The sequence below is a fragment of the Bradyrhizobium canariense genome, from assembly GCF_900105125.1.
Classification (GTDB): domain Bacteria; phylum Pseudomonadota; class Alphaproteobacteria; order Rhizobiales; family Xanthobacteraceae; genus Bradyrhizobium; species Bradyrhizobium canariense_A.
On the sequence record NZ_LT629750.1, the window covers coordinates 2,514,751 to 2,540,816 of the forward strand.

General features: G+C 61.8%; 25 protein-coding genes. 11 read left to right on the top strand and 14 right to left on the bottom strand.

Annotated features, from left to right (window positions below; genetic code table 11):
- Positions 1 to 73: 73 nt before the first annotated feature.
- The 3 genes from BLV09_RS12120 to BLV09_RS37220 all read right to left on the bottom strand — a co-directional run bounded on the left by BLV09_RS12120 (position 74) and on the right by BLV09_RS37220 (position 2,710).
- On the bottom strand, positions 74 to 1,450 hold the full coding sequence (locus tag BLV09_RS12120) for a sensor histidine kinase (RefSeq protein ID WP_146687460.1): 1,377 nt from the start codon (positions 1,448 to 1,450) through the stop codon (positions 74 to 76).
- A 116-nt stretch (positions 1,451 to 1,566) separates the two neighbouring features.
- Complete coding sequence (locus tag BLV09_RS12125) at positions 1,567 to 2,238, bottom strand: response regulator transcription factor (protein WP_100380821.1); 672 nt, start codon at positions 2,236 to 2,238, stop codon at positions 1,567 to 1,569.
- A 319-nt stretch (positions 2,239 to 2,557) separates the two neighbouring features.
- Entirely contained in the window at positions 2,558 to 2,710 is a 153-nt protein-coding gene (locus tag BLV09_RS37220) for a hypothetical protein (protein WP_167558707.1), read from the bottom strand.
- A 263-nt stretch (positions 2,711 to 2,973) separates the two neighbouring features.
- Here BLV09_RS37220 and BLV09_RS12130 point away from each other — a divergent pair, with 263 nt between their 5' ends.
- The gene (locus tag BLV09_RS12130) at positions 2,974 to 3,933 is read left to right on the top strand and encodes a Ku protein (RefSeq protein ID WP_146687461.1); all 960 of its coding nucleotides are present in this window, start codon (positions 2,974 to 2,976) and stop codon (positions 3,931 to 3,933) included.
- 192 nt (positions 3,934 to 4,125) lie between these two features.
- Here BLV09_RS12130 and BLV09_RS12135 read toward each other — a convergent pair whose 3' ends face one another.
- Entirely contained in the window at positions 4,126 to 5,886 is a 1,761-nt protein-coding gene (locus BLV09_RS12135; protein WP_244549057.1) for an adenylate/guanylate cyclase domain-containing protein, read from the bottom strand.
- A 433-nt stretch (positions 5,887 to 6,319) separates the two neighbouring features.
- Between BLV09_RS12135 and BLV09_RS12140 the strand changes: the two genes are divergently transcribed.
- Positions 6,320 to 6,550, top strand: coding sequence for a hypothetical protein (locus BLV09_RS12140; RefSeq protein WP_100380819.1), 231 nt, complete (start codon positions 6,320 to 6,322; stop codon positions 6,548 to 6,550).
- Positions 6,551 to 6,597: 47 nt separating this feature from the next.
- Here BLV09_RS12140 and BLV09_RS12145 read toward each other — a convergent pair whose 3' ends face one another.
- Positions 6,598 to 6,762, bottom strand: coding sequence for a Flp family type IVb pilin (locus tag BLV09_RS12145; RefSeq protein ID WP_100386744.1), 165 nt, complete (start codon positions 6,760 to 6,762; stop codon positions 6,598 to 6,600).
- Positions 6,763 to 7,059: 297 nt separating this feature from the next.
- Between BLV09_RS12145 and BLV09_RS12150 the strand changes: the two genes are divergently transcribed.
- Positions 7,060 to 8,694: a thiamine pyrophosphate-requiring protein gene (locus BLV09_RS12150; RefSeq protein WP_146687462.1), complete on the top strand. Its 1,635-nt coding sequence runs from the start codon at positions 7,060 to 7,062 to the stop codon at positions 8,692 to 8,694.
- A gap of 49 nt (positions 8,695 to 8,743) precedes the next feature.
- Here BLV09_RS12150 and BLV09_RS12155 read toward each other — a convergent pair whose 3' ends face one another.
- Together BLV09_RS12155 and BLV09_RS12160 are read right to left on the bottom strand one after the other, a co-directional pair.
- The gene (locus tag BLV09_RS12155; RefSeq protein WP_146687463.1) at positions 8,744 to 10,324 is read right to left on the bottom strand and encodes an MDR family MFS transporter; all 1,581 of its coding nucleotides are present in this window, start codon (positions 10,322 to 10,324) and stop codon (positions 8,744 to 8,746) included.
- Between the two features lie 160 nt (positions 10,325 to 10,484).
- Positions 10,485 to 11,000: a YcgN family cysteine cluster protein gene (locus BLV09_RS12160; RefSeq protein WP_100380816.1), complete on the bottom strand. Its 516-nt coding sequence runs from the start codon at positions 10,998 to 11,000 to the stop codon at positions 10,485 to 10,487.
- A gap of 296 nt (positions 11,001 to 11,296) precedes the next feature.
- Between BLV09_RS12160 and BLV09_RS12165 the strand changes: the two genes are divergently transcribed.
- From BLV09_RS12165 to BLV09_RS12175, 3 genes are read left to right on the top strand one after another with little or no spacing between them, the layout of a single operon-like run.
- A complete protein-coding gene (locus BLV09_RS12165; protein ID WP_100380815.1) occupies positions 11,297 to 13,582 on the top strand; it encodes a transglycosylase domain-containing protein in 2,286 nt (761 codons plus the stop codon).
- A gap of 1 nt (position 13,583) precedes the next feature.
- On the top strand, positions 13,584 to 14,162 hold the full coding sequence (locus tag BLV09_RS12170) for a DUF1214 domain-containing protein (RefSeq protein WP_100380814.1): 579 nt from the start codon (positions 13,584 to 13,586) through the stop codon (positions 14,160 to 14,162).
- Entirely contained in the window at positions 14,159 to 14,749 is a 591-nt protein-coding gene (locus BLV09_RS12175) for a DUF1254 domain-containing protein (RefSeq protein WP_100386743.1), read from the top strand. The genes BLV09_RS12170 and BLV09_RS12175 overlap by 4 nt, the downstream gene beginning before the upstream one ends.
- Positions 14,750 to 14,864: 115 nt before the next feature.
- Here BLV09_RS12175 and BLV09_RS12180 read toward each other — a convergent pair whose 3' ends face one another.
- Together BLV09_RS12180 and BLV09_RS12185 are read right to left on the bottom strand one after the other, a co-directional pair.
- The gene (locus BLV09_RS12180; protein ID WP_146687464.1) at positions 14,865 to 15,647 is read right to left on the bottom strand and encodes a hypothetical protein; all 783 of its coding nucleotides are present in this window, start codon (positions 15,645 to 15,647) and stop codon (positions 14,865 to 14,867) included.
- A gap of 18 nt (positions 15,648 to 15,665) precedes the next feature.
- Positions 15,666 to 15,872 carry a hypothetical protein gene (locus tag BLV09_RS12185; RefSeq protein WP_100380812.1) on the bottom strand — a complete coding sequence of 69 codons (207 nt, stop codon included), beginning with the start codon at positions 15,870 to 15,872 and terminating at the stop codon, positions 15,666 to 15,668.
- A 245-nt stretch (positions 15,873 to 16,117) separates the two neighbouring features.
- Between BLV09_RS12185 and BLV09_RS12190 the strand changes: the two genes are divergently transcribed.
- Complete coding sequence (locus tag BLV09_RS12190; RefSeq protein ID WP_244549058.1) at positions 16,118 to 17,098, top strand: DUF2336 domain-containing protein; 981 nt, start codon at positions 16,118 to 16,120, stop codon at positions 17,096 to 17,098.
- A gap of 88 nt (positions 17,099 to 17,186) precedes the next feature.
- Here BLV09_RS12190 and BLV09_RS12195 read toward each other — a convergent pair whose 3' ends face one another.
- From BLV09_RS12195 to BLV09_RS12205, 3 genes are all read right to left on the bottom strand, one after another.
- The gene (locus BLV09_RS12195) at positions 17,187 to 17,531 is read right to left on the bottom strand and encodes a DUF1491 family protein (RefSeq protein WP_146687465.1); all 345 of its coding nucleotides are present in this window, start codon (positions 17,529 to 17,531) and stop codon (positions 17,187 to 17,189) included.
- 207 nt (positions 17,532 to 17,738) lie between these two features.
- On the bottom strand, positions 17,739 to 18,455 hold the full coding sequence (locus tag BLV09_RS12200; protein ID WP_167558708.1) for a peptidoglycan-binding domain-containing protein: 717 nt from the start codon (positions 18,453 to 18,455) through the stop codon (positions 17,739 to 17,741).
- Positions 18,448 to 20,271 carry an ATP-binding protein gene (locus tag BLV09_RS12205; RefSeq protein WP_146691086.1) on the bottom strand — a complete coding sequence of 608 codons (1,824 nt, stop codon included), beginning with the start codon at positions 20,269 to 20,271 and terminating at the stop codon, positions 18,448 to 18,450. Before BLV09_RS12205 ends, BLV09_RS12200 begins: the two co-directional genes overlap by 8 nt.
- Before the next feature lie 460 nt (positions 20,272 to 20,731).
- Between BLV09_RS12205 and BLV09_RS12210 the strand changes: the two genes are divergently transcribed.
- On the top strand, positions 20,732 to 21,124 hold the full coding sequence (locus BLV09_RS12210) for a DUF5330 domain-containing protein (protein WP_146687466.1): 393 nt from the start codon (positions 20,732 to 20,734) through the stop codon (positions 21,122 to 21,124).
- Between the two features lie 100 nt (positions 21,125 to 21,224).
- Positions 21,225 to 21,653: a SufE family protein gene (locus tag BLV09_RS12215; RefSeq protein ID WP_146687467.1), complete on the top strand. Its 429-nt coding sequence runs from the start codon at positions 21,225 to 21,227 to the stop codon at positions 21,651 to 21,653.
- Positions 21,654 to 21,675: 22 nt separating this feature from the next.
- Here the strand turns inward: BLV09_RS12215 and BLV09_RS12220 are convergent, their stop codons facing one another.
- The gene (locus BLV09_RS12220) at positions 21,676 to 22,089 is read right to left on the bottom strand and encodes a MucR family transcriptional regulator (protein ID WP_100380807.1); all 414 of its coding nucleotides are present in this window, start codon (positions 22,087 to 22,089) and stop codon (positions 21,676 to 21,678) included.
- 179 nt (positions 22,090 to 22,268) lie between these two features.
- The gene (locus tag BLV09_RS12225; protein ID WP_146687468.1) at positions 22,269 to 23,165 is read right to left on the bottom strand and encodes a hypothetical protein; all 897 of its coding nucleotides are present in this window, start codon (positions 23,163 to 23,165) and stop codon (positions 22,269 to 22,271) included.
- Between the two features lie 334 nt (positions 23,166 to 23,499).
- Between BLV09_RS12225 and BLV09_RS12230 the strand changes: the two genes are divergently transcribed.
- Positions 23,500 to 25,149, top strand: coding sequence for a glycosyltransferase family 39 protein (locus tag BLV09_RS12230; RefSeq protein WP_146687469.1), 1,650 nt, complete (start codon positions 23,500 to 23,502; stop codon positions 25,147 to 25,149).
- Between the two features lie 115 nt (positions 25,150 to 25,264).
- Positions 25,265 to 26,044, top strand: a complete 780-nt coding sequence (locus BLV09_RS12235) for a class II aldolase/adducin family protein (RefSeq protein ID WP_146687470.1) — start codon at positions 25,265 to 25,267, stop codon at positions 26,042 to 26,044.
- Positions 26,045 to 26,066 lie beyond the last annotated feature (22 nt).

Here is a 26,066-nt window from a genome sequence, read left to right on the forward strand (position 1 = left end):
TCATAAAAGCGGCCGCGTTAAGAAGTCGTTAGGAACAGTGCCCGGATGCCTTTCCGCGATCGCGGAATGGCGCTCATACCCCCGGCAGCGTCAGCTCGGCCCGCAATCCGCCGATCGGGGCGTTGCCGAGCGAAAAACCGCCGCCATAGAGCGCCGCGAGGTCGACGACGATCGACAGTCCGAGCCCCGAACCCGGCTTCGACTCGTCCAGCCGCTGGCCGCGACGCGAGGCCTGCGCGCGTTCGGGCGCCGAAAGCCCACGCCCGTCATCGTCGACCGTGATCCGCAATATCGGGGCCGCGCCCGGCCCGACCGGCCGCTCCACCCGCACCTCGATGAACACCCGCGAGGCCGCCCATTTGCAGGCATTGTCGACGAGGTTGCCCACCATCTCCTCGAGGTCTTGCCGCTCGCCGCGAAACTTCGCCTGCGCATCACCCTCGACCTCGATCACGACGCCGCGATCGCGATGGATCTTCTCCATGGTCCGGCGCAGCGCCTCGATCGTGGGCGCTACCTCGGTGACCGTGCCGATGATGGTGACACGAGCAGCAATCCGCGCCCGCTCCAGATGATGCGCCACCTGATCGCGCATCACGTCGGCCTGCTCGAGGACCTTGGTCGCGAACGGATCGGCGCCATGGGCGGAAGCCTCGTTGACGATCACCGACAGCGGCGTCTTGATGGCGTGCGCGAGATTGCCGACATGGGTGCGCGAGCGCTCGACGATTTCCCGGTTGGCATCGATCAGCGCATTGGTCTCACGCGCCAGCGGGGCGATTTCGACCGGAAATTCGCCCTCCAGCCGCTCGGCGCGGCCGGAGCGAATATCGGCGATCGAGTCCGAAATGCGCTTCAGCGGCGCGAGTCCGAAGCGGACCTGGAAGATCGTGGTCAGCAGCAGCACGATCGACAGCGCCACGAACGTACCGCCGAGGTAATAATCGAAACTGCGCGTCTCGTCGAAAATCTCGGTGGCGTCGCCGGCCACGCTGACGAGATACTTGCCGTCAGCCCCTAAATCGACCGGCCGTTCCACCAAGCGCAGGTTCTGGCCCTCGGGACCGTCGACATAACCGAGGCGGACGCCGGCCGCGGTCAAATCGGCGCCGTGCTCGTCGAGCTTTGGCAGTTTCTTGTCCCACAGCGAACGCGACACCCGCGTTTCGCCCTTTTCGGTGTCGGTGCGGGTGATCTGCCAATACCAGCCGGACAGCGGCAGCTCGAACAAGGGTTCGCCGAGCGACTGGAATTGGTGGTCGGGCGGCTCGTCCGGCGTGGCGACTTCGGCGACCAGATTGCGGAGATAGAGGTTGAGGCGGCGGTCGAAAGCGCGCTCGGTTGCGTCGCGATAGACCGACGACAGGATGAAGCCGGTGATGACCAGGATCACCACCACCCACGCGGTTGCCGACAGGAACAGCCGGGTGGCAAGCGAGCTGCCGCGCATCAGAGCATCATCCCGAAAGGCATGTCCTCGGCCCACGACCCGTTGGATGGCTGCCGGCTTTTGACAAGATCAAGCTCGAACAAGAGCTTAAGCTTGGCGCTTGATCAATACCTTTATCAGACACCAGGCGATGGCGGCGTCAGCAAATAGCCAAGCCCCCGCACGGTCTGGATGATATCGACGTCGAGCTTTTTACGGATGCGGCCGACAAAAACCTCGATGGTGTTGGAGTCGCGATCGAAGTCCTGGTCGTAAAGGTGCTCGACTAGTTCAGTGCGCGACACCACGCGCCCGGTGTGGTGCATGAGGTAGGCCAATAGCCGATACTCGTGCGAGGTCATCTTGATCGGATTGCCGGACACGCTGACCCGGCCGGTGCGGGTATCCAGCGAGACCGGTCCGCAGGTCAATTCACTCTGGGCGTGGCCGGTGGAGCGGCGCAGCAGCGCGCGAATCCGGGCCAGGATTTCTTCGAGATGAAACGGCTTGGCGACATAATCGTCGGCGCCGGCGTCAAAGCCCTGCACCTTGTCGCTCCAGCGATCGCGCGCGGTGAGGATCAGGACCGGCATCACACGGCCGTTGCGGCGCCAGGACTCCAGCACCGAGATGCCGTCCATCTTGGGCAGGCCGATATCGAGCACGACGGCATCGTAGGGTTCGCTGTCGCCGAGAAAATGCCCCTCCTCGCCATCGAAGGCACGATCGACCACGTAGCCGGCGTCGCTGAGTGCCGTGGTCAGCTGACGATTGAGATCGGGATCATCTTCAACGACGAGCAGGCGCAAGCTGGTCTCCGAATGTAAATTGAGCAGTATCTGCCATCAAGAAAAGGCTCACTGGCGTGAACAGGCAATGAACAAATACATATCGCAATGTTACTTTTTCTTCACAACCATAATTTCGGCACGGCCGCTTCAGCGCTCCAGCCAGTTGTCGCGCGGATCGCTTCACGGGTTCAGCGTCGGCGCAAACACCCAACATGCATGGCCATCATGACCTGGAAATCGTGACCTGGAAATTTTGACGCGTTATGACACGCGCGATTTTGGTCCGCGCGCGATCACCGGATCATGAAGCATGTGCGCCGCCGGCCATCAATCCCGCTCAGGTACGAAAGAACGCGAACCAGACCACGCCGAGGATCAACACCGCCAGGCCGGTCGAGACCGCAAGGAGAGAGAGCACCGACGGGCCCGGTTCGGCCTGACGCGCTTCGGTCGGAGTTTCGACCATCTGATCGTGCCGTCTGGGTGCCATGGTTGCCCTCGATTTCCTGAGTGTCGCGAATGCCTTCCGGCGAGAGGTAGAAGCAACGCCTGATCTCCGACGATGTTCCGCCCTGTTGGCGGGCGATCTCGGAGGCCTGGGCGATCGGGGCTGAGGTCAATTAACGCCTCTCTTGCAACCAACCGGGCACCGGTGCGGTTAACGCCGTTAAGAGATTCCCTTGCCCCGCATGTTCAAAACCGGGTTCCCCGGTGGTAGGATGCAGGGTCGTCTGTTGCGTTTTGGAGTATCCCATGGCCCCCCGCGCCAATTGGAAAGGCTTCCTGCGCCTTTCGCTTGTGACCTGCCCGGTTGCCCTTTACCCGGCGACGTCGGATACCGAAAAGGTCAGCTTCAACCAGATCAACCGCAAGACCGGCCATCGCATCAAATATGCCAAGGTCGATGCCGACACCGGCGAGGAAGTCGCCGCCGACGACATCATGAAGGGCTATAAGATCGATACCGACACCTATATCGAGGTGTCGAAGGACGAGCTCGACGACATTGCCCTGGAATCGACCCGCACCATCGAGATCGACGAATTCGTTCCCAAATCCGATATCGACAACCGCTATCTGATCCGCCCCTATTATCTCGTGCCCGACGGCAAGGTCGGTCATGACGCCTTTGCCGTGATCCGCGAAACCATTCGCAGCATGAACAAGGTCGCGATCGGCCGTGTGGTGCTGACCAACCGCGAGCACATCATCGCGCTGGAACCGCTCGACAAGGGTCTGATGGGTACGCTGCTGCGCTACCCCTACGAGGTGCGCGGCGAAAAGGAATATTTCGACGACATCCAGGACGTCAAGGTCACCAAGGATATGCTGGATCTGGCCAAGCATATCGTCGAACAGAAATCCGGCTCATTCGAGCCCGAGGAATTCGAGGATCGCTACGAATCCGCACTGATCGACCTGATCAACCAAAAGCGCAACGGCATCAAGGCCACCGCGAAGCCTGCTCCGAAAACTGGCGGTAACGTCATCAATCTGATGGACGCGCTCAAGCGCAGCTTGACCAGCGAGAAACCGGCGCCTCCTGCGGCCAAGGGCAAGAAGCCGAAGAAGGCCGCCGCCGGCCAGCGCGAGATGCTGCTGCCGATCAGCGGTGGCGGCAAACGCGCCGTCAAGGAAACGTCGAAGGCGGAGCCGAAGAAGGCCGAGAAGCCGGTGCGCGCGCCGGCCGCCCGATCAAAAAAGGCCGGCTAAGTTTGCTCCGTACCGACGTGCGGCGCGCATTGCTTGGCATTCAGGCACCGCTTGGCAGAAGACGGTCAACGCGCACCTCCATAGGGGATTAGGGAAGTCGCGGGCGTCATTAAACTGAACGGATGAACCCAAGCCGAGGATCGGCGTGCTACGCAGATTCGCTGCGCTAACCCAACACCAGCGAACTCGCAATCATTCAGGAAGACCCGCTTTGCGGAGACCCTCGGCGAACGTGGTGAAGTCCTCCGCCCGACGAAATGGTGCTAAATCTCTCAGATTGGAGGCGCGCAAATTGGGATCACATTCGAGCGCCCGTGACATGGCTCTTTGTGCTGGCTCTAGCCGCCCGGCGAGCGCATTGCTGGCTGCGGAAATGCATATTGCCAGCAGGAAAGCCGGATTGTCGCGGGTTGCCTTTTCGGCGCACGACGACGCCATGTCATAGCGACCTGCGAGAAAATGAGCATACGCCATGCCTCCCTGCATGCCGAACATGTTCGGATCGAGCGGGCTCAAGCGCATGGCACGTGTAACGTGCTCAAGTGCGAGGTCTGGCTCACCTCTCCAAACCCTCAACCAGGCACTAAGCGTCCAAGCTTGCGCTGTGTTGGGATTGACCGCCAGTCCCCGATCCATGAAAGCAACGGCGTCGTCGAACTCCTGGGCTACAAAGGCGAGTGCATATCCACCCATACACAGCGCAACAGGGTCTTCGCCACCCAGATGCACCGCTTTCCGGGCCATCCGCACACCCTCCGCGCTTTCCTGACCGCGCTCGTTCGTCCAGCCAAGCGCCTTGCTCCGCACGCAGCACCACGCGGCCATGCCATATGCGCAGGCCAGACCAGGGTCGAGTTCGATCGCCTTGCAAAAGAGCTGGAGCGCCTCGGCGTTCGCATCCTTGGTCCACCGACGCGCGCTCGCCAGTCCACGCAGGTAATAGTCATATGCATCCAGATTTTCGGTTGGTTTGCGCCTGGCCCGCTTGATTTCCTCACGCTGCAGCTTCGGCGCGATGGCACCCACGACGCTGGAAGTTACATGGTCCTGTAGATCGAAGATATCTTCGAGCGCACCATCAAATCGGCCCGCCCAGAGATGTGCTCCGGTTTCGGCATCGATAAGCTGACCCGAGATGCGAATACGGCTTCCGGCCTTCCGCACGCTGCCTTCGAGTACGTAGCGCACGCCAAGCTCGCGGCCGACCTGCTTCACGTCCACGGCCCGGCCTTTGTAGGTAAAACTCGAATTACGTGCGATCACAAACAGCCAGCGAAAGAGCGACAGCGCCATCGTGATATCCTCCACGACGCCATCGGCGAAATACTCCTGCTCCGGGTCGGCGCTGAGGTTCTGGAAAGGCAGCACGGCAATCGAGGGTTTGTCCGGGAGTGCCAAGGCAGGTCTTGGGCTTGCGGCCACACCATGATCCCTCACTCTGAAAACGCGGACCGCGCGTCCGATGTTCTTGAGGTTCTGCTCGCCGCCATCATCAAACACAATATCGAGCTTATCGCGGAGTTGTCGGTAGGCATCATCCGAGACACAAATGCCGCCGGGCTCCGCAATAGCTTCGAGGCGTGCCGCTACGTTGACCCCGTCGCCGAATATGTCCCCGCCATCTTCGATAATATCACCGACATTGATGCCTATCCTGAACTCAATTCGATTATCCGGGCGGAGGTCTGAATTGCGTTCAGCCATGCCGCGCTGAACATCGACCGCACAGCGCATCGCGTCCACAACGCTATTGAACTCGGCGAGAAACCCATCGCCGGTATTCTTGACGATGCGTCCGCGATAGGCGGCGACCTTTGGATCAACCAGGACCCGGAGGTGTTCCTTCAGCCGGACGTGCGTGCCCTCTTCGTCCACGCCCGTCAAACGGCTGTAACCGGCGACATCGGCGGCGAATATGGCTGTAAGTCGTCGCACCAAGTGTTCGCCGGTCAAAGGTATCCTCCCGCTAACGCGTGAAGTCGCTTAACCTTGGCAGGTCCGATCGCAGTCGAGGGATTCCGGGACCTCTGCGAAAAAATGGTAGCGCCGTTCAGCGTCAAATGCCACCGATCGCAGCTACTCTCCCGGCTTCCGGCATTCCACACGGCAGGATCGGATAGGTCGCGTTGTGTTGCCTTTGAAACCTCGCGAGAGTCGCGACGGCGTGCTATTTGGCCGCAGGTACTGACATGCTATGGCTTGCGTCGGGCTACGAGGCGCTCGCCCTAATGGTGGTGCAGCGCTGGGGTGGTACGAAATGCGAGTGCTAAACTTCGGCAATTGCAATGAGGAGGCGGGATAAGTGCAACAGTGCTCGCGACAGTCGTGATCGTCTCGGAAAAGCACAACTTGCCAAAATTGCAGCCGGCAGGGCACCTGGCCTGAGATGCCGTGGTCGACGCCGTTCGATGATCCGATACGCCCGCGCGGCGGCGGCAAGCTTGTAACGCTGCAGCACGCCGCCGATTACATCATGAAATTGCCGGAGGCGGTTCAGCAGCAGGAGCGTTGGCAGATCGCGGTCGAGAATCTGATCAACGCTGCCGAGATCGGCGGCGGCTGGCTGATGTTCGCGCGGATTGCAATGCTGCGGGCGTTGAACGGCGACGGGAAATAAATGTGACCGCGGTCGATATCCACCTGGGGTGAATAGCCGGCCCCAAATTACTTCAGGGAATTATTGATCGATGTGAATTTGGTGTTGAGCTGAGGACCGATGCCCTGAACGGTGGCGATGATCGCAAAAGCAATGCCGCACGCGATCAGGCAATATTCGATGGCGGTAGCGCCGGATTGATCGCTCAGGAACCTCGAAAATAATTGGCGCATCCAAAACTCCTGCTGACGCTCCACGGGACTTCGCTACTCCCACTTCTTTGGGTTGAACTTAGGTTGGACTGGTTGCCAGCCCGTTGACGAACACGCTGAATGGGCGGTTAAGGCCGACGTCGAATTTTGTGACCGGACGGCGGATGGCGACGTCGGATCCGGCGGGTCTGGATGCAAAACGAGATAGCAGAGCTTCCCTGCAGACAGGCGCGCACGCTTTACCCATCGGTCGATTCCTGTTCCAACTGTCCATCACAGGCCGGGCTCGACATCGGCCAGTTCAGGGGAGGAATCGGCATGAAACTCGGCACCGCCATCGCAGAAATCATGAAACGCGAGGGGATCGAGATTCTCTGCGGCTATCCGGTCAATCATATCATCGAGCACGCCGCTAGCGCCGATATCCGGCCCGTGATGGTGCGGCAGGAGCGTATCGGTCTCCACATGGCGGACGCGATCTCCCGGGTGACGTCCGGGCGCACCATCGGCGCCTTCTGCATGCAGCATGGCCCCGGTGCCGAAAACGCGATGGGCGGCGTCGCACAATGTTACGGCGAATCCGTGCCGGTGCTGGTGCTGCCGATGGGCTATGCGAGGCGGATTTCGAATATCGAGCCGAACTTCAATTCCAGCCAGGCGATGAAGGCCTTTTCGAAGTCGTCCGAGCCGATCATCCTCGCCGCCGAAGTCGGCAATATCTTCCGCCGCGCCTTCACCAAGCTGAAAAACGGCCGCGGTGGCCCGGTCATTGTCGAAATCCCGTCCGATATGTGGAACGAGGAAGTGCCGGAGCCGCTGAACTACACGCCGGTGCTGCGCACGCGCTATGGCGCCGATCCCGTGCATGTGAAAGAAGCCGCCGCACTCCTGATCAACGCCAAACGGCCGGTGATCTATGCCGGCCAGGGCGTGCACTACGCCAAAGCCTGGCCGCAGCTGAAGCGGCTGGCCGAACGGCTCGCCATCCCCGTGACGACGAGCCTTGGCGGCAAATCTTCATTCCCTGAAACGCATCCGCTTTCGCTTGGATCAGGCGGCCTCGCCGTACCGCGCGCGGTGCCGAAATTCCTGGGCGAGGCCGACGTGATTTTCGGTATCGGCTGCTCTTTCACCGAAACCTCGTTCGGCATCGCCATGCCGAAGGGCAAGACCATTATCCATTCGACGGTCGATCCCGCGCATCTCAACAAGGATGTCGAGGCCAAGATCGGACTCGTCGGCGACGCCGGACTGGTGCTCGACGCGCTATTGGAAGAAATCGGCAAGACCGTCACAGCGGATCGCGATGCCAGCGCCGTCGCCGCCGAGATTGCCACGTCGCACAAGGAATGGCTGGCGAAATGGATGCCGAAGCTGACCCACAATGACGCGCCGCTCAATCCCTATCGCGTTCTCTGGGATTTGCAGCACACGGTCGACATCAAGAACACCATCATCACCCACGACGCCGGCAGCCCCCGCGACCAGCTCTCGCCATTCTGGAAGGCGGTCGAACCGCTGTCCTATATCGGCTGGGGCAAGACCACCCAGCTCGGTTACGGACTTGGCCTGGCGATGGGCGCCAAGCTCGCAAAGCCCGACAAGCTCTGCATCAATGTCTGGGGTGACGCCGCGATCGGCTTCACCGGCATGGATTTCGAGACTGCCGTGCGCGAGCGGATTCCGATCATGTCGATCCTGCTGAATAATTTCAGCATGGCGATCGAGCTGAAGGTGATGCCGGTATCGACCGAGAAGTACCGTTCGACCGACATTTCCGGCGACTATGCCGCGATGGCGCGCGCCTTCGGCGGCTACGGCGAACGGGTGACAAAACCGGAAGACATCATCCCGGCGATCCAGCGCGGCATTCAAAAGACGAAGGAAGGCATCCCGGTGCTGCTCGAATTCATCACATCCAAGGAGACCGAGGTTTCAAGGCCGGGGACCTGAATCCCGATCCGGGATCGTGAGGGAATAGGGCGCAGCCCGCAGCGGCGCCCTACTCTACCATCGCCGTCGGCTTGACGGGGCCGGCCAACGGCTTCTCTTCCATCGCGATCATGCACAGCGCGGCGCATGCCAGCAGCGCTGCGGCCGCGCCGAACACGTAACGGAATGCCGCGATCATGTCGGCCGCGGCGATCGAATTGATTGGGCCGTGCTGCTCGCCGCCGCCAAGCGAAATGTCGGAGCCGAGTGCCATCAGCAGGATGGCGCTGAACGCCGCCACCATGAAAGAAGCCATCAGCGCACGGAAGAAATTCATCGCGCCTGTCACGGTGCCGACCTGGGACCGCACCACCGCATTCTGCAACGCAACCACACTGACCGGGAACACGGTGCCGAGGCCAAGTGCAAATACGGACAGTAGCAGCAACAGAGCCCACAATTGCAGCGTCGTCAGCGCCAGCGCCAATCCCAGCAACGCCGCGCATGACGTGCCGATGATGGCCACCAGCTTATAATGCTTCGCGCGCGCCATCGTCCGGCCGGCGATCGCAGCGCCCCCGGTCGACACGGCGGCCAGCGGAATCAGCGCCAGTCCGGCTTGGCTGGCGCTGAGATGGTAGACCACCTCGTAATACAGCGGCAGATGCACGGTCAGCCCCAGCATCGCGCCGAACCCGCAGCCGCCGGCCGCCATCGCGTAAGGCGCGACCGTTCCGCCCATCAGCGACAGCGGCAGAAAAGGCTCTTCGGCAGTGCCGGCATGCCAGACAAAGGCGAACGTCAGCGCAATGGACGCACCGACCATGGCGATGATGGTCGGCGACAGCCAGAGATAACGGTTACCGCCCCAGGTCAGCACCAGCATGATCACGACGGCGGACGCCATCAACAGCACGCCGCCGAGCCAGTCGACCTTGCGTTTGCGGTGAAATACGGGGATTTTCCCCATCTTCGGCAGCAGCGTCGCCAGCGCGATCAGCCCCAGCGGCACGTTGATCCAGAAAATCATCGACCAGTGCAGATGTTCGGCGAAGAAGCCGCCCAGGACCGGGCCGCCGATTCCCGCGGCCATCCAGACGCCGCTGAAATAAGCTTGGTATTGTCCGCGCTCGCGCGGCGTCACGACGTCCGAAATCACCGTCTGCACGATCGGCATAATGCCGCCGCCACCGAGCCCCTGCAGCCCGCGCGCCAGGATCAAGACTGTCATGTTCGGCGCCACCGCGCACAGGATCGAGCCCGAGACGAACAGGCCAAGGGCAGCGATGATCATGCCGCGGCGGCCATAGATGTCGCTGAGGGTGCCGAATACCGGCGCGACCGCGGTGGAAGCCAACAGATAGGCCGTAATCACCCATGACAGGTTGGAGACGTCCTGGAACTGGCGGCCGATGGTCGGCAATGCGGTTGCCACGATGGTCTGGTCGAGAGCGGCCAGGAACATCGACAACAGCAGGCTCATCAGGATGGTGCGGACTTCGCTCTGCGTCAGCGGCGCTCTTGGCGCCAGCGGCGGCGCATCGCTGAGATCGAGAACTTCCGTCGGCATTTGTGACAATTCGAGCGCGACGGCGTCAGGCAATGTCTGGTGGCTGGCCGATTGAGGGCCCTGCCGTTCGTATTTGTTCATATCGATTTGGGTTTATCTGATGCGCAACGGCGGGCCGGTTGGAATCGCTCTGTCTCCTGGCAATTTAATCTGCAAGACGCAGCTGCGGCAGCGGGTTACGCGCATGGGTGCGTCCCGCGAAGAGCCAGTCGCAATCGCGTGATCGAACAGCGCGGGCCGTTCAGGAGCGTGGCCGCTTTTTCAGCCGCGCCCGCTTCGGCAACAGCGCCGGCCATTGCACGATGTGATCTTCGAGATCGGCGTCCGCGATCTCGTTCTCGGTGCCCTGCACCCGCCCGCGCACCGAAACACCAGCCTCATGCACGGTATTGGGATCGCCCGAAACCAGCGGATGCCACCAATAGAGATCGCGGCCCTCCGCCACCAGCTTGTAGCCGCAGCTCGGCGGCAGCCAGTTCAGGGTGCGGACGTTTTCCGGGGTGAGCCGCACGCAATCGGGAACCTGGTCCGACCGGTTCGTGTAATCTTTGCAGGCACATAGGCCCGCATCCAAAAGCTTGCAGGAAACATGGGTGAAATAGATTTTGCCGGTATCCTCGTCCTCTAGCTTTTCAAGACAGCAGCGCGCGCAGCCGTCGCACAGGCTTTCCCATTCGGCGTTGGACATTTCTTCCAACGTCTTGGTTTTCCAAAAGAATCCCTCTTGATCCGAGGGTGGCTTGAAAGCTGCGGTCATGCGGCGCAAAGGTTCCGACTGTAAGGGGTTGTCCCCATCTAGGGGCTGCAGCGGTAATCAGGCAAGTAGGGTGATCTGGCGCCCCGCAACAGGCCAGGCGCCGTGCTAACCACTACGTTAGCCCTGCCGATCAATATACTAGCAGCGCCATTGGTTTATGGTCGCCGCTCGGCTACAAAATCGACTGAGTCCCCAAGGGTGCAAATGCGCCTTGGGTTTGCCGCAACCTTCACGCAAGACGTTTCGACCGTGCCCAGCCGGGTACTCGAGCGCTTTCGAACTGACCAAGGGCCTCGGTGCGCAAGATCGTACCATCGCAATGGAGGAGAAAGATCCAGCATTGGATGCTGGATCTCGATGCGCGCATCGACTCGACCCTGTTCTCGTCGGGCAAAGGTTTACGCGAACTCTATGAACGGTATTCGACGTTCATGGACCGCTTTTATGTCGGCCGCTGGAAGCGCTGGGTGTTCATCGAACCGCTGTCGGAAGCGGCCACCATCGGACTTGCCGGCCTGATCCTGCTGCTGGCACTGGCGGTGCCGGCCTTTCGCGAGACCGCCGATGAGGACTGGCTGAAAAAATCCGATCTCGCGGTGACGTTTCTCGATCGCTACGGCAATCCGATCGGCAGCCGCGGCATCAAGCACAACGACTCGATTCCGCTCGAGGACTTTCCGGACAATCTGATCAAGGCGACGCTCGCGACCGAAGACCGCCGCTTTTACGATCATTTCGGCATCGACGTCGCCGGCACGGCTCGGGCGCTGGTGACCAATGCGCAGGCCGGTGGCGTCCGTCAGGGCGGTTCATCGATCACCCAGCAGCTTGCCAAGAACCTATTCCTGAGCAACGAGCGCACCATCGAGCGCAAGATCAACGAGGCCTTTCTCGCGATCTGGCTGGAGACGCGGCTCACCAAGAACGAAATCCTGAAGCTCTATCTCGACCGCGCCTATATGGGCGGCGGCACGTTCGGGGTCGACGGCGCAGCGCATTTCTATTTCAACAAGTCGGTGCGCGACGTCACTCTGGCGGAAGCCGCGATGCTCGCCGGACTGTTCAAGGCGCCCACCAAATACGCCCCCCACATCAACCTGCCGGCCGCTCGCGCCCGCGCCAACCAGGTCCTGGACAATCTGGTCGACGCCGGCTTCATGACCGAAGGCCAGGTGTTCGGCGCACGGCGCAATCCGGCGACCGCAGTCGACCGCCGCGAAGAAAATTCGCCGAACTATTATCTCGACTACGCGTTCGACGAGATGCGCAAGCTGGTCGATACTTTCCCGAAATCCTACAACGAGCGCGTGTTCGTGGTCCGCACCGCGATCGACATGAACGTGCAGCACGCCGCGGAAGAGACCATCGAAAACGAGCTGCGCCAGTTCGGGCGCGATTATCACGCGACGCAGGCCGCGACCGTGGTGGCTGACCTCGACGGCGGCATCCGCGCGATGGTCGGCGGACGCGACTATGGCGCCAGCCAGTTTAATCGTGCGACCGATGCCTATCGCCAGCCAGGCTCGTCGTTCAAGCCATATGTCTACACCACCGCGCTATTGAACGGCTTCAAACCGAGTTCGATCGTAATCGACGGCCCGGTCTGCATCGGCAATTGGTGCCCGCAGAATTACGGTCACTCTTATTCTGGCGCGGTGACGCTGACGCAGGCGATCACCCACTCTATCAACGTCGTGCCCGTAAAACTGTCGATCGCGCTTGGCGGCAAAGCCGGACCGAAAGCCGGTCGCGCCAAGATCGTCGAAGTCGCGCGCCGCTTCGGCATCAAGGCGCCGCTGCCGGATACGCCGTCGCTGCCGATCGGCGCCGACGAGGTCACGGTAATCGAACATGCCGTTGCCTACGCGACATTCCCCAACAGGGGCAAAGCGGTCACGCCGCATGCGGTGCTGGAAGTCCGCACCGGCTCCGGCGATCTGGTCTGGCGTTACGACCGCGACGGACCGAAGCCGACGCAAGCCATTCCGGCATCGGTCGCCGCCGACATGGCGGGCATGATGAGCCATGTTGTCAGTGAAGGCACCGCGCGCCGCGCCGCGCTCGATGGCATTCCGACCGCCGGCAAGACCGGCACCACCAACGCTTACCGTGACGCATGGTTCGTCGGATATACCGGCAACTTCACTTGCGCGGTCTGGTACGGCAATGACGATTATTCGCCCACCAACCGCATGACCGGCGGCGCGCTGCCGGCGCAGACCTGGCACGACATCATGGTCGCGGCGCATCAGGGCGTCGAGGTCAAGGAACTTGCGGGCGTGGGAATGGGCACGAAACTGCCGACTCCGCCTGCCTCCGAAGCGACCGTTGCGGCCAATGGCGCGCCGAAGGTTCTGGACATCAAGCCCGGACCGCCGCCAGTCCTGACCAAGCGCGGTGCGGATATCCTGGTGCAGGTGGAAAAGATGCTGGACGATGCCGGCAAGACTGTCGGCAAAACCACGTCCAGCGATCCACCGCAATCCGCCAAGCCGGTGTCGTCCAGCTCGCTCGCAGTTCCGGAAAGCTTCGCGGCGGCGGCCCCAGACGGCGGGCCTGCGCCCTTCCCGCGTAAGAACTGACGTGCGGCTGATCTTCATCACCTTGCTGGCGCTGATCCTCGCCACGGCCATCGGGCTGGGCGCAACCTGGATGACGGCGACGCGGGGCACCGATCTCGGTACGCTCAAGATCGGCGCCTGGACGGCCCGTCCCAAGACCGGCACCGCCGACGTCGATCCGTATTCACGCGCCACCATCGCCCGCAGCGGCGAATTGCCGATCGGCACCGGCGACGGCGTGGCATTTTCCGCGACGACGGACGATCGCAAGCGGCCGCTCGATGGCCGCTGCGACGTGGTCGTCAGCGGCGTGACGCCGGCTGCGCGGTTCTGGACCCTGACGATCTATGACCTGAAAGGACATCTGGTCGCGAACTCACTGCAGCGCTACGGCTTCACCAGCGAGGAGATCATCCGCGGCGCCGACGGCACCTTCGAGATCCGGGTAGCGTCGAGGTCGCGTGCCGGAAATTGGCTGCCGACCGGCGGCATCGAGCGCTACGCGCTGATGTTGCGACTTTACGACACACCGGTGGGCGTAGCGACACGGACGCCGCGCGATGCGCCGATGCCGCAGATTTCGACCGTGGGGTGCCCGTGATCCGCGTGCTGTTCACGATTATTGCCGGCGTGCTGCTGGGCGGCGTCGTCCATCTTGTCAGCGTGCTGGCATTGCCCCGTATCGCCAGCGAGGATGCCTATTCGCGTCTTGCGCCGTTGACGAAGCTCAATACGGTCACTCCCCTGCCAGTGGCCGATCCCGGCAACCTCCTGATGCCATATCTGGATCCGGCCTTCGCGACCGCGGTTTGCCGTTACGATCTGTCGGGCGGCCCGATCAAACTCGCCGTTCCCGTCAGTCAGGCCTATACGTCGGTGTCGTTCTATACCCGCAGCGATGTCGCCTATTACGCGATCAACGACCGGTCGGCGGGACGTAAGGTGATCGAGCTCGACCTGATGACCGAAGCCCAGCACGCCGATTTACCTGAAGATGAGGACGTGACCGCCGCCGACCGGCTGATCATCGATTCTCCGAGCGCCACCGGCTTGATCGTGTTGAAGGCGCTGGCGCCGGAGCCAGGCCTGATGCCGCAGGCGCAGGCAGCCCTCGCCGCCTCGAGCTGCAAGGTGCAAACCGAACCGCAGGTGGCGAAGCAGGCCGATCCGCCCCGGGCCAGGCGCTGATCAATCCGTCGTCGGGCCTCTGAATGATCCGGAAAAAACAACCTGTTTTCCGAAAAGATCACGCTCCAACAAAAAGATAACGTTGGAATCTGATTTAACCCGGTAGGACCGGATTCTAACCGCGCACGCTCACGACATGTCCGATCACCGGTTGCACCGCGACCGGTGGATTTGCGGTTTGCGCGGCAAGCTCGTTGATCAATCGATCGGCGTCGGCCGCTATGTTGTCGGGCGCCTGAATCACCAGTCGCTCCAGTGCCCAGCGGTAGGACGAGACTCTCCGCTCCAGGCATTGCTGCACCCATTGCACGATCAGGGTGTTCTCTTCCATGCGGGCGACCGCGTCGGCGCGCTCGCGAGGTGACAATTCGGAGACATGCGCGAGGCTGGCGTTACGCTTCCTATCGAGATCGAGCACGCGGATTGCGGTCGCGTAGAATGGCTCGAAGCGTGTGATGTCGTCGCGCACATCGTCGATCAGTTGCGCATAACGCGAAGAATCCGAGCGGTGCGGCTCGTCGATCAGCGCCCGCCCATAGGCGGTGCGATCGAATGCCGGCACGCCCTGCCGCCATGGCGAGGCAATCGGCTTGTAGTCACCGAACACGCTCTTCCAGGCCGGCCGGGAATGCGGCGGCTCGATCAGCGGGTAAGCCAGATCGCGAAGCTGCCGCTCGGCGTCGGTGAGCTGGAATTGAGAGGATTGCAGGCCGACGCTTCCCGTCACCTCGCCGCCCATCCACCGGTGCATGTCGTCGTTGCGGAAATCCTCGCGGGTGCGGCCGAAATCACCGCCGCTGCAGCCGCCGAGCGCCAGACTCAACAGGGCCAGTATCAGCAGCGGCGACGGGATCTGAGCCCGCCCACCTGTCCGGATCGGAAAACGCGTCTCCGGCATATCCAAATGTCCGCTGTTTCAGCGCCGACGTCGACGGCGGCGGGGAGCCGTCCCCTGTTCGGGTCCGCGACCGCCGCTGGTTTCTTCGGGCTCGCGTTCGATGCGGATGACAGGAAGGATCAAGACGGTACCCAGGGTGCCCGAGGCTTTGCGTGGAATGCCATCCATGGTTGAGCCCTGGCGCCGCAAAGCCGCATCCGCCGGAAATTCAATGATGGTGCCCATCTCAATTTCTCTCTGATCGCCGCAGTGACATGATTTGGCCGGCGACTGGTCGTCATTAAGAACAGGACGTGGTTAACGGCTTCTTAATTCGCTGTTGCCGGCCTGCACCATCGGATCACGCGCAGCACTGGCCGTAAGTGATGAAAAGCACACTGGGTAACTTTTCACGGGTTGTTTTCCTTAACGAGCTGTTAAAGCAACCGGCATAATTTGAGGTGAATATTACTCAGTCGCGTACCTCAGACATGACCACACCTCCATTGTTTCCGGGTTTTGACGGACTGATGACGCTTTCGCGCCGGGAGGGCGTCGATATTCGCCCGACTTTGCTGCGGGTGCTGACTGATCTCTATGTTCAAGCTCGCGCGCATAGCGAGGAAGAGGCGCGGCAGTTCATCGAACTCACCTCGCGCCTGATCGATCAGGTCGACGACGCGACGCGCGCGGCCGTCCGGGCGCGCCTTGCGATCTATCCGGGCACGCCGCTCGAAGTCATGAAGAAACTGGGGTTGAAACCCGCCGGTCCCGATCGGCGCGTGCCGGCCGCCTCCGAGATTGCGGAGCAGCCGCCAGCAGCCGTAGCCGTCAAGCCACCGAGCGAGGCGCAATTGCGGATAGCGTCGAATTTGTCGATGCAGCCAAAGGACGCCGCAGAGATCAGCGACATGTTTTTCGGTGCCAGCGCCAGCGAGCGCGCTTTGATCCTGCACAACCTTCCGCTGACACCGCTGAAGGCTTCGGCCCGGATACCGGCCGCACGCGCGGCGCGCGCCATCGAGACGCTGGAAATGGCGGCATTCGCGGCCGACACCGAGAACTTCACGCTGGAGCTCGGCGAGGCCCTGATATTGCCGGCGCGGATCGCAGCCCAGGTGATCGACGATCCCGGCGGCGAACCGCTGGCCTGCGCGGCCAAGGCGCTGGATATGCCGAGCGCGGTATTTCAACGCGTGCTGCTGTTTCTCAAGCCCGAGTTCGGCTCGTCAGTGACCGACGTCTACCGTCTGTCGCGCCTGTACGACCGGTTGAGCGAGCGGGCGGCGCTGATCATGCTGGCGGCGTGGCGCGGCTCGATGATGGCCGTCACCCGCGCCAAGTACCGGCCCCAGCTTTACGACGACGAACGCCATCGCGTGCGCGCGGCGCCCGCCCAAGCGCGCGTCGTGACGCAACCGCCCGGCGCAGATGTCATTGTCGGCAGCAACTGGAAAAGATCCGGGCGCTGAAAGCGCGATGGGTCCCGGTTCGCGTCAAAACAACATGCCAAGACAAGTGCCAAGACAACGCACCGAACTAAAGCCCAAGCATTGCAGCTTAAGCCCGTGCCAGATCAAGGAAATGCCGCCCTGCCCGATCCTCGGTCTCAACGATCCAGACGTCCGGATCGAACCGGATTTCCTTGGTGAGACGCTCCTCTATCGAGGCCTCCGGCACCGGCTGCGGCGATGTCGGAGCGAAGATGCGCTCGACCGGCCGGCTCTCATCATAGACCGTCTGCGGCGCTGGCGCATACAGCATCGCATTGCCATCGAGCAGCGCGACCTTGACGAACACCGCACCGGCCTCTTCCGCACCGCGCCGGCGCACGGCACCGAAGATCCCCTCGATCTGGCAGCGGCGCAGATAGGCGGCCACCCATATAGCTGATTTTAAACGCATGGGATTGACGATAGGCCAGCGCCGGAGTCGGGGCTATAGCGTTTTCGCGCGAAAGCCCGCCACTCCCATTTGTTGCGGGGGTCGACACCAAATCGAGTGAACGCGTCAAATCAAAGATCAGACCTCGGTCCTGATTCAATCAGAACCGAAAAGGCTCTGGTGTGACGGGCCCGAAAGTCCTTGGTCGATACCAATCTTGGGCCGGCACTAATCTATCGGGTGGCCAATCATCGCGGACAGTTCGCGCACGAGACGCTCGGACATCTGCCCGCTCACCGGAATCTTGCGCTCGCGTTCGAATTTCGCAATCGCCGCCTGTGTCTCCGATCCGATGGTACCAGTCGGCTTCAGCTGGCCGTAGCCGAATTCCGTGAGCGCACGCTGCACCGCCGCCACCTTGCGCGAGCCGCCCGGGCTGAGGCCGCTTTCGCTGTGAGACACCGGAATCGGTGCAGGCGGCCGCAAGACATTTGGGGCCGAGACAGGCGTTGAACCCGTCGTCGCTTTGACCAGGCTCGCCAACGGATCTGAAGGCTTCAGATCCGAGGCTTTCATGTCCGGGGCCTTGAAGTCCTGGGGCTTCACGTCCGAGGGTTTGGGCTCAATGGCTTTTGGCTCTGGCGGAGCGAGTTCCGCCGGCCGCGGGCGTGGCAATGGGCTAACAGACGGCGCTGCCGCCGGCATCACCACGACCGAGCCGAACATCGGCGACGGATGCGGTCCTGCCTGAAGGAACAGCGCGTTGGAGATGATGGCGGTGACCGCGGCGAAAGCAAGCGCGCCAGCAACCATGTCTTTCGGGCTATGCAGCAATATCCGCATCGCGAGGCCGCGTTCGGCTTCCGCTTCAGCCGCAATCGCGGCGGCGCTACGGCGGCGGCGCCGACGCGGTGTCTCGTCATCATCGGCAATTCGTCTAGGCACTTTTCTTCACCTGAAGGGGTTGGTCCGGCTTTACCGATCGCAACGCCGGCGTGAGCGTTGCGATATTGCTCGATAATAGCTGCTCCGGTGGCGTGAACACCAGCGGCAACGCTACGGTTATGGTCGTCCCCTCGTCGAGCTTGCTCTGCACGGTCATCTCGCCGGCATGCAGTCCGACCAGGTTTTTGACAATCGAAAGTCCCAAGCCGGTGCCTTCGTGACGCCGCTGGTAGGTTTTGCCCGCCTGGAAGAAGGGATTGCCAACCCGCTTGAGGTCGTCGTCGGCGATACCGACGCCGGTATCGCTGACGCGAAGCATCAGCCGCGATCCGTCGACGGCAGCGGAAACGGTCACGTTGCCGCCGCGCTCGGTGAACTTGATGGCGTTGGACACGAGGTTCAGAATGATCTGCTTGAACGCGCGCGGATCGCCGATCATGTCCGGCAGATCCTCGGGCGCGCGGGTGACGAGATCGATGCCGTTTTCCCGCGCCTTGAGCGCCAGCAGATTGCAGCAATTAAGCAGCGGGGCGCGCGGCGCGAACGGCTCCGGCGAGATCTCGAAACTCCCCGACTCCATCTTGGACATGTCGAGAATGCCGTTGACCACCGATAGCAGATGCTGGCCGGAATCATTGATCAGCTGGGCATATTCCTTGCGGCGCGCCGCATCCAGCATCAGCGCGTCTTCCTGAACGATCATCTCGGAGAAGCCGATGATGGCATTGAGCGGCGTGCGCAGCTCGTGGCTCATGGTGGCGAGAAAACGGCTCTTGGACGCGTCAGCCTGTTCGGCGGCGGTGCGCGCCAGATCGAGCGCCTGTTCCTGAATCTTGCGGTCGGTGACGTCGCGCATCACGGCCACAACTTCGGATTCAGACGACGTGGTTTCAGACGTCCGCTCGAGCGGCCGGCAGCGCATTTCGACCCAGATGAAATCGGCCGAATGATTCTGGCTCCGTTCGCCGCCACGTGGCGCATCCCGCCTGAGACGAAATTCAACGCTGCGCTCTTCGCCGCCGCGCGCGGCGTCCGAAAGCGCGGTAAGATAGGCCGGCCGATCGGCAACATGGACGCGGTCGAACAGGCCATGCCCCAACAGCCGCGGCACCGGTGCTCCCAGCATCGTCTCCGCCACGGGCGAGATGAACTGCACCGCACCGTTGCGATGGTGGCGCGAAATCACATCGCTCATGTTGCGCGCCAGCAGCCGATATCGATCCTCTTCGACATAAAGCAGTGACACGCTGGTGCGCGCCAGCGACTCCGCGCCGAACGCGAGACCTGCGGCATAAAGCGTCGCCGACACGGCTCCGAACGCCGTGCAAATGCCGCGCAGGCTCGCGCTCAAATGCGGTGCCGGCAGCATGTCGAGATTTCCGAGAACGATCAGAAGCACGACGCACGAGAGCGCCAGCGCGGATGCGAACGCGACCACGCGGCGCGATGCCGAAAGGGCGGCCTCCAGGGGAACGACGACAAGCCAGATCGCGGCAAAGGATTCAATGCCGCCGGTGCTGGTGGCGACAGTCATGATGAGACCTGCCAGCGCCACCGAGGACAGCAGATTCGCGCCCTCGTAATGGCCGGTGCGCGACAGGAACCACGACAGCAGGATCGGGGCAATCAGCCATGCGAATGCGATGACCTCGAGCGCGGAAGGCGCGCCGCGCATCGCAAGATAGATCGGAAACGCCGCAAGGGCCACAAGGCTTCCGAGCAGCCGCGGCGCGATAAAGGCGCGATGGCGCGCGCGTGTCAGCACGTCATAGCGCGCCGAGGGGTGCAATAGCGCATCGAGACAATCTCGGATCATATTCAAAACGTTCACGGCTCTCGCGCTTCGGCTTGTTCGTCAAAAAGACGCGCCGGAACGCCCCCTTTATCGTTGCCCCACCGTGTCAGAGCGACATTAAGCGAACGCTAAGGCGCGTCGGGCCGGCGGCCGAAGAGGTTATTTTCGCGGCGTTTTCGCGCACCATCAGTTCGTTCATTCGATCCGGATGGTGAACGTCAGGTTTCCAGAACGGGTGACTTATGGTTTCGAAATGGTGGATGCGCCAAGCGCGATGCTTTTCGCGCGAAAGCCGGCATCAATCGAAAATTTACACCGAATCAAATCAGTGATGTTTTTCGCAGATTTTCGGCGAATTAAGTTCAATGCAAACACTTGCGATTTATCGACGGCTGGTAGTCAGGGACTGATTGCGCGAAATCAACCGCAACAGTTGCGAGGTATCGCAACAAGATCAAACAGAGACGGCTAGGGTCGCGAGATGTTTTTTCTGCTCCGCATGGCGTTCTGGCTCGGGCTGGTGCTCGTGCTGCTGCCAAGAGAGAAAACACCTGAAACGGAAAAGCTGCCGCAGATCGGCGCGTCGGAAGCCGTGCAGGCTGCGACCGCTGCCGTGTCGGATATGACTCAATTTTGCAAGCGCCAACCGGCGGCCTGCGAAGTTGGCGGCCAGGCCGCGACCGTGATCGGCCACCGCGCCGAGGACGGCGCACGCAAGCTGTACCGGATCATCACCGACAAGCGTCCGTCTGACCGCACCGGCTCGATCGGCGGCGTCGACGGTGCGGATCCTTCGCTCATGAATACAGCGTCGCGCGACACACTGAAGCCGGACGACCTGATGGCGGAATGGCGCGCCCCGACCGTCCCATGAGGGTGAATCGGGTCCGAACTGCCTTCATTTTGGTGTCGCAATATCGCTTTCGACCGCCTGCAATCCTATATAAGGCTTTCAGGATTGGACGCGGAACACGATGACGATCGACGAAATCAGGGACAATTTCGCACTGCTGGACGACTGGGACGACCGCTATCGGTACGTCATCGAGCTCGGCCGCACGCTCGATCCAATGCCCGACGCGGAGCATTCCTCGGCCAACAAGGTGCAGGGCTGCGCCAGCCAGGTCTGGCTCTCCAAGCAGCTCGACCGCAGCGACACCGGCAAGCCCAGGCTGAATTACCTCGGCGACAGCGACGCGCATATCGTGCGTGGACTGATCGCTATCCTGCTGACGCTCTATTCCGGCCACACGCCGCAGCAGATTCTTGCCACCGACGCGATTGCGGTGTTCGACGAATTCGGTTTTCGCGAGCACCTGACGCCGCAGCGCTCCAATGGGCTGCGCGCCATGGTCGAGCGCATTCGCTCCGATGCGCGCGAGGCGCTCGCCGCCGTCTCCTGAAAACGGCGGCAGAAAGCCCTGGTTATTTCCGCCGCGGCCGCTGCTGGCCCAGTCCCATCTTTTTGGCGAGCTGCGAACGCGCCACGGCATAATTCGGCGCGACCATGGGGTAATCGGCCGGAAGCCCCCATTTGTCCCGGTATTGCTCCGGCGTCATGTTGTATTGCGTGCGCAGATGGCGCTTCAGCGATTTGAAGCGTTTGCCGTCCTCCAGACACACCAAATAATCCGGAGTCATAGACTTCTTCACGGAAACCGCAGGCTTGGCGGGTTCCAGCGGTGTTTCGGTCCGGCCGGTCGAGACCCGCTGCAACGCTGCGTGGATCTGGCTGATGAGCGCCGGAATCTCAGACGCCGGCGTCGGGTTGTTGCTCAGATAGGCAGAAACGATATTCGCGGTCAGGTCGATGAAGCTTTTGCCGGCGGCGTCGGTCATGGCATGAACCTTTCGACGATCTGATGCACGAGGCGAAACCTGCGGATCGAACAGTATCCCGCAGCGCCAATACGCTTGTGGAATCGTCGACTACTTGCCGAATATGAGCGAATTGTTGCTCAACTGACAAGAACAACAATGTTTTATTTTTAAGGCAAGGTCGCCGGAAGTAGAACCGCTTACGAACGCTGGTCGAGATGCGCGCGCAGTTCGTCGATTGAGGCGAACCGCATCATGCCCTCGGGCATCTGCGCCTCGATCGATCCATCGGAATACAGCGAATAAGCCATTCCATCGACGACGCCCGATTTGAGAACGGCCACGCCCGACTGTTCCTCGTTTCCCGCGGTCGGCGCCTGACGACCTGTTCCGGGTGCACCGCCTGCCTCGGTAAACGTGGACGGTGTGCGGCCACCACGCCATTGGGGTGGCGCATCAGCGGCCCGCCCGCGTTCAGATTGCGGCCAGGCGTCTTCGAATGTGGCGGACGAAACCTCGCTCGATTTCGAAGGTCCGGCACCCGATGCAGGATGAGAATCGGCCTCTGCCGGATCGTTTATTCGCCCTTCAACGCGCTCGCGTTCCTTTCGCGATGTCGACGAAAACAAGAGATTACGCCGTTGCCTCAGGGAAAGTGCCTCGGTCGCCGGCTCCGGCAGTGGTGGCGCCTCGTTGCGCACACGGTCGCGCACCGCGGTTTCCTCGTGCCAGGGAGGCGGCGATGCCGCAGTCGGTTCCGCATCGCCGGCCCTTGCCGCGCCCGCCTGGTCGCGGCTGAACGGAAAACCGGCATTTTCGGGGGCCTTGTCGCGCAGCGCGTTTGCGGCCGGTAACGGCGTCGGGAACATGGCCCGCTGTGTCGCCGTGACGTCGGATCCGAGCCGCACCCCGATCGCCTGCAGTTCCCGGACGACCACCGACAGGCAAAGCGTGACGATGCCGGTGCAAGCCGAAATCACACCGGCGAGAATCAGCGTATTGCCAAAACTGAATTCCTTAACCGGAATTCCGAGGGCGATCCCCGCTAGACCAGCCAATAAGAAGGCAATCCCGGCGATCAACAGCACAATTATCATCGAAATCACCCTTGCCGCGTCCGAAACGCGTGTCGCCGCCAACGCCACGATACCGTCATATTGTGTGCATCGCCAACCGGCAATTGCTGCCGAAGTTCCTGTCTAAACTCAATCCACCCGACCCAAGTGGCGGCTAAGTGACGCTCTCGCCGCATATTTTCGTCCAATGCAAGAAGACACGAAGCTTAATCCCTCGGATTGCTGCGGTGCAACAAGGGCAATTACGCCACAATTCTCAATTACCTGGAAAGATAACTGCGCTATATGGATGCCGGGGAACGAGGCCCAAAAGCGCCAATGCAGGGCCATTAGGGACGCCGGGTCACCAATAGCTATGTCATCCATCACGACGTCGGTCATCGATACGCCCTCACGGCGCTCGGTTGAGAGGACTTGTGACGATCTCGCCATTCTTGTGCTGGCCGCGGTCGGCCTGATCGCGAGCCTTACGTTTCGTGATTACGGATTAGGCTGGGACGATTACACCCACGCCGAATACGCCGATCTGCTGCTGCGCATGTACGGTTCCGGGTTCAGGGATACCGGCGCACTGTCCTTTGCCAATCTCTATATGTATGGCGGCGGCTTCGACATGGCGGCTGCGTTGCTGCACAAGGTCATCCCGCTCGAATTGTTTGAAACCCGCCGCCTGATCGGCGCCGTCGTCGGCATGATCGGATTGGCGGTAACGTGGCGGCTGGGCCGGCGCGTCGGCGGTCCGCTCGCCGGGCTCGCTGCTTTGCTGCTGCTGGCGCTGTGCCCAACCTTCTACGGGCACATGTTCATGAACCCGAAGGATGCGCCATTCGCGGTCGCGATGGTCGTCCTGATGCTGGGCCTTGTCCGCCTCGTCGAGGAATATCCGGCGCCCTCGCCGCGCACCGTCCTCCTCGTCGGTCTCGGCGCCGGCCTGTCGCTTGGCTCACGCGTTCTGGGCGGACTGGCGTTGCTGTATGCGGTGATCGGTTGCATCCCGCTATTCGCTGGGGAAATTCGCACCCAAGGTGCACGTGAAGCCGGCAGGCGGATTGCTCATGTCGCCTATGTGCTGCTGCCCAGTCTGATCTTTGGCTACCTGGTCATGGGCCTGATCTGGCCGTGGTCGGTGATCGAGCCGGCCAATCCGTTCCGGGCGCTGACCTATTTCTCAACCTTCTTCGAGAAACCTTGGAAGGAAATGTTCGACGGCGCGCTGGTGTCGGTGCCGGATATGCCCTGGTCGTATCTGCCGACCCTGTTCGCGCTGCAGATGCCCGAAGTACTGCTCGGCCTTTCGATTGCCGGTGTCATCGGCACATTTGTCGCGCTGACGCGCGACGATGTAACGGGCCGCCGCAAGTCCGTTTTCCTGATGTTGACCCTCGCGGCGACGCTGCCGATCACGATTGCCATGGTGAAGCGCCCCGCACTCTACAACGGCATTCGCCACTTTATTTTCGTCATTCCGCCGATGGCGGCGCTCGCGGGTGTCGCATTCGCATGGGGAATGAACTGGCTCAAGGAAAACCGCCGCGGCTGGCAGCCTGCCGCCCTGGCTGTCTTCGTGTTTGGCCTGATGTTACCGCTCACCGAAATGATCCGGCTGCACCCCTACCAATACACCCACTTCAACCATATCGCAGGAACGGTTCGCGCTGCCGATGATCTCTTCATGCTCGACTACTGGGGCCTTGCGTTCAAGCAGGCCTCTGACAGCCTGCGCGAGGAACTGGCGGAACGGCAGGAAGTGCCGCCGCGCGGACGCAAGTGGAAGGTCGCGGTATGCGGCCCGCAGCGGCCCGCCCAGGTCGCGCTCGGTCCCGACTTCACGATCGGCTGGGACAGCCACGCCGCCGACTTCGCGATGACGCTCGGCGAGTTCTACTGCAAGGGCCTGACGGCACCGGTCATGGTGGAGATCAAGCGCGACGACGTGGTGTTCGCGCGCGTCTACGATATCCGCGGGCGCAGCATCTCCAGCCTGCTGGCGATTCCGGCGCCCTAGACGCAGGCACCGCCGCTTAACCAGCATGACTGCCACGCCGGCCCTGCGCCTTGCTGGGAACCCGTCACCGGACTAGTCTTGTGGCGAAAGCTAACCATTCACGGGAGAACCGGTCATGTCGCTAGCGGAAGCACGCCTGAAGGAAGTGCCGTCTGAAATGACGGAGGCCGAATGGGGCCAACGGATCAATCTCGCAGCCTGCTATCGCCTCATTGCGCATTATGGCTGGGACGATCTGGTCGACACCCACATCTCCGCGCGCGTGCCGGGACCGGAACATCACTTCCTGATCAACCCCTACGGCCTGATGTTTGATGAAATCACCGCATCGAGCCTGGTGAAGGTCGACCTCGACGGCAATCAGCTCACCAAGAGCCAATACAGCATCAACCCGGCCGGCTTCACAATCCATTCGGCGATCCACGAAGTGCGCGAGGATGCCGGCTGCGTGCTTCATCTGCACACGCCCGACGGCACCGCGGTTTCGAGCTGCATGGAAGGACTGCTTCCGCTGAACCAGACCGCCCAGCTCGTCACGTATGATCTCGCCTATCACGACTATGAAGGCATCGCGCTCGATCACGACGAGCGCCCGCGCCTGCAAAAAGACCTCGGCAACAAGAACCACATGCTGCTGCGCAATCACGGCACGCTGACTGTCGGCCGCTCGGTCGCGTCCGCCTTCGAGCGCATGTTCCATCTGGAACGGGCCTGCACCATGCAGGTGCGCACCCGGATGCTGGGGCCGACCGCCTATCCCGTCGACCAGGCCGTCGTCGACAAGAATACCAGCGTGCTCTCGAACCCCGATCGGCAGGAGCTGCGCTCGACCACGCTGGTTTGGCCGCCGCTGCTGCGCAAGCTCGATCGCCTCGACCCCAGCTACAAGAATTGAAACTTTCGCATTTCAAGTGTAG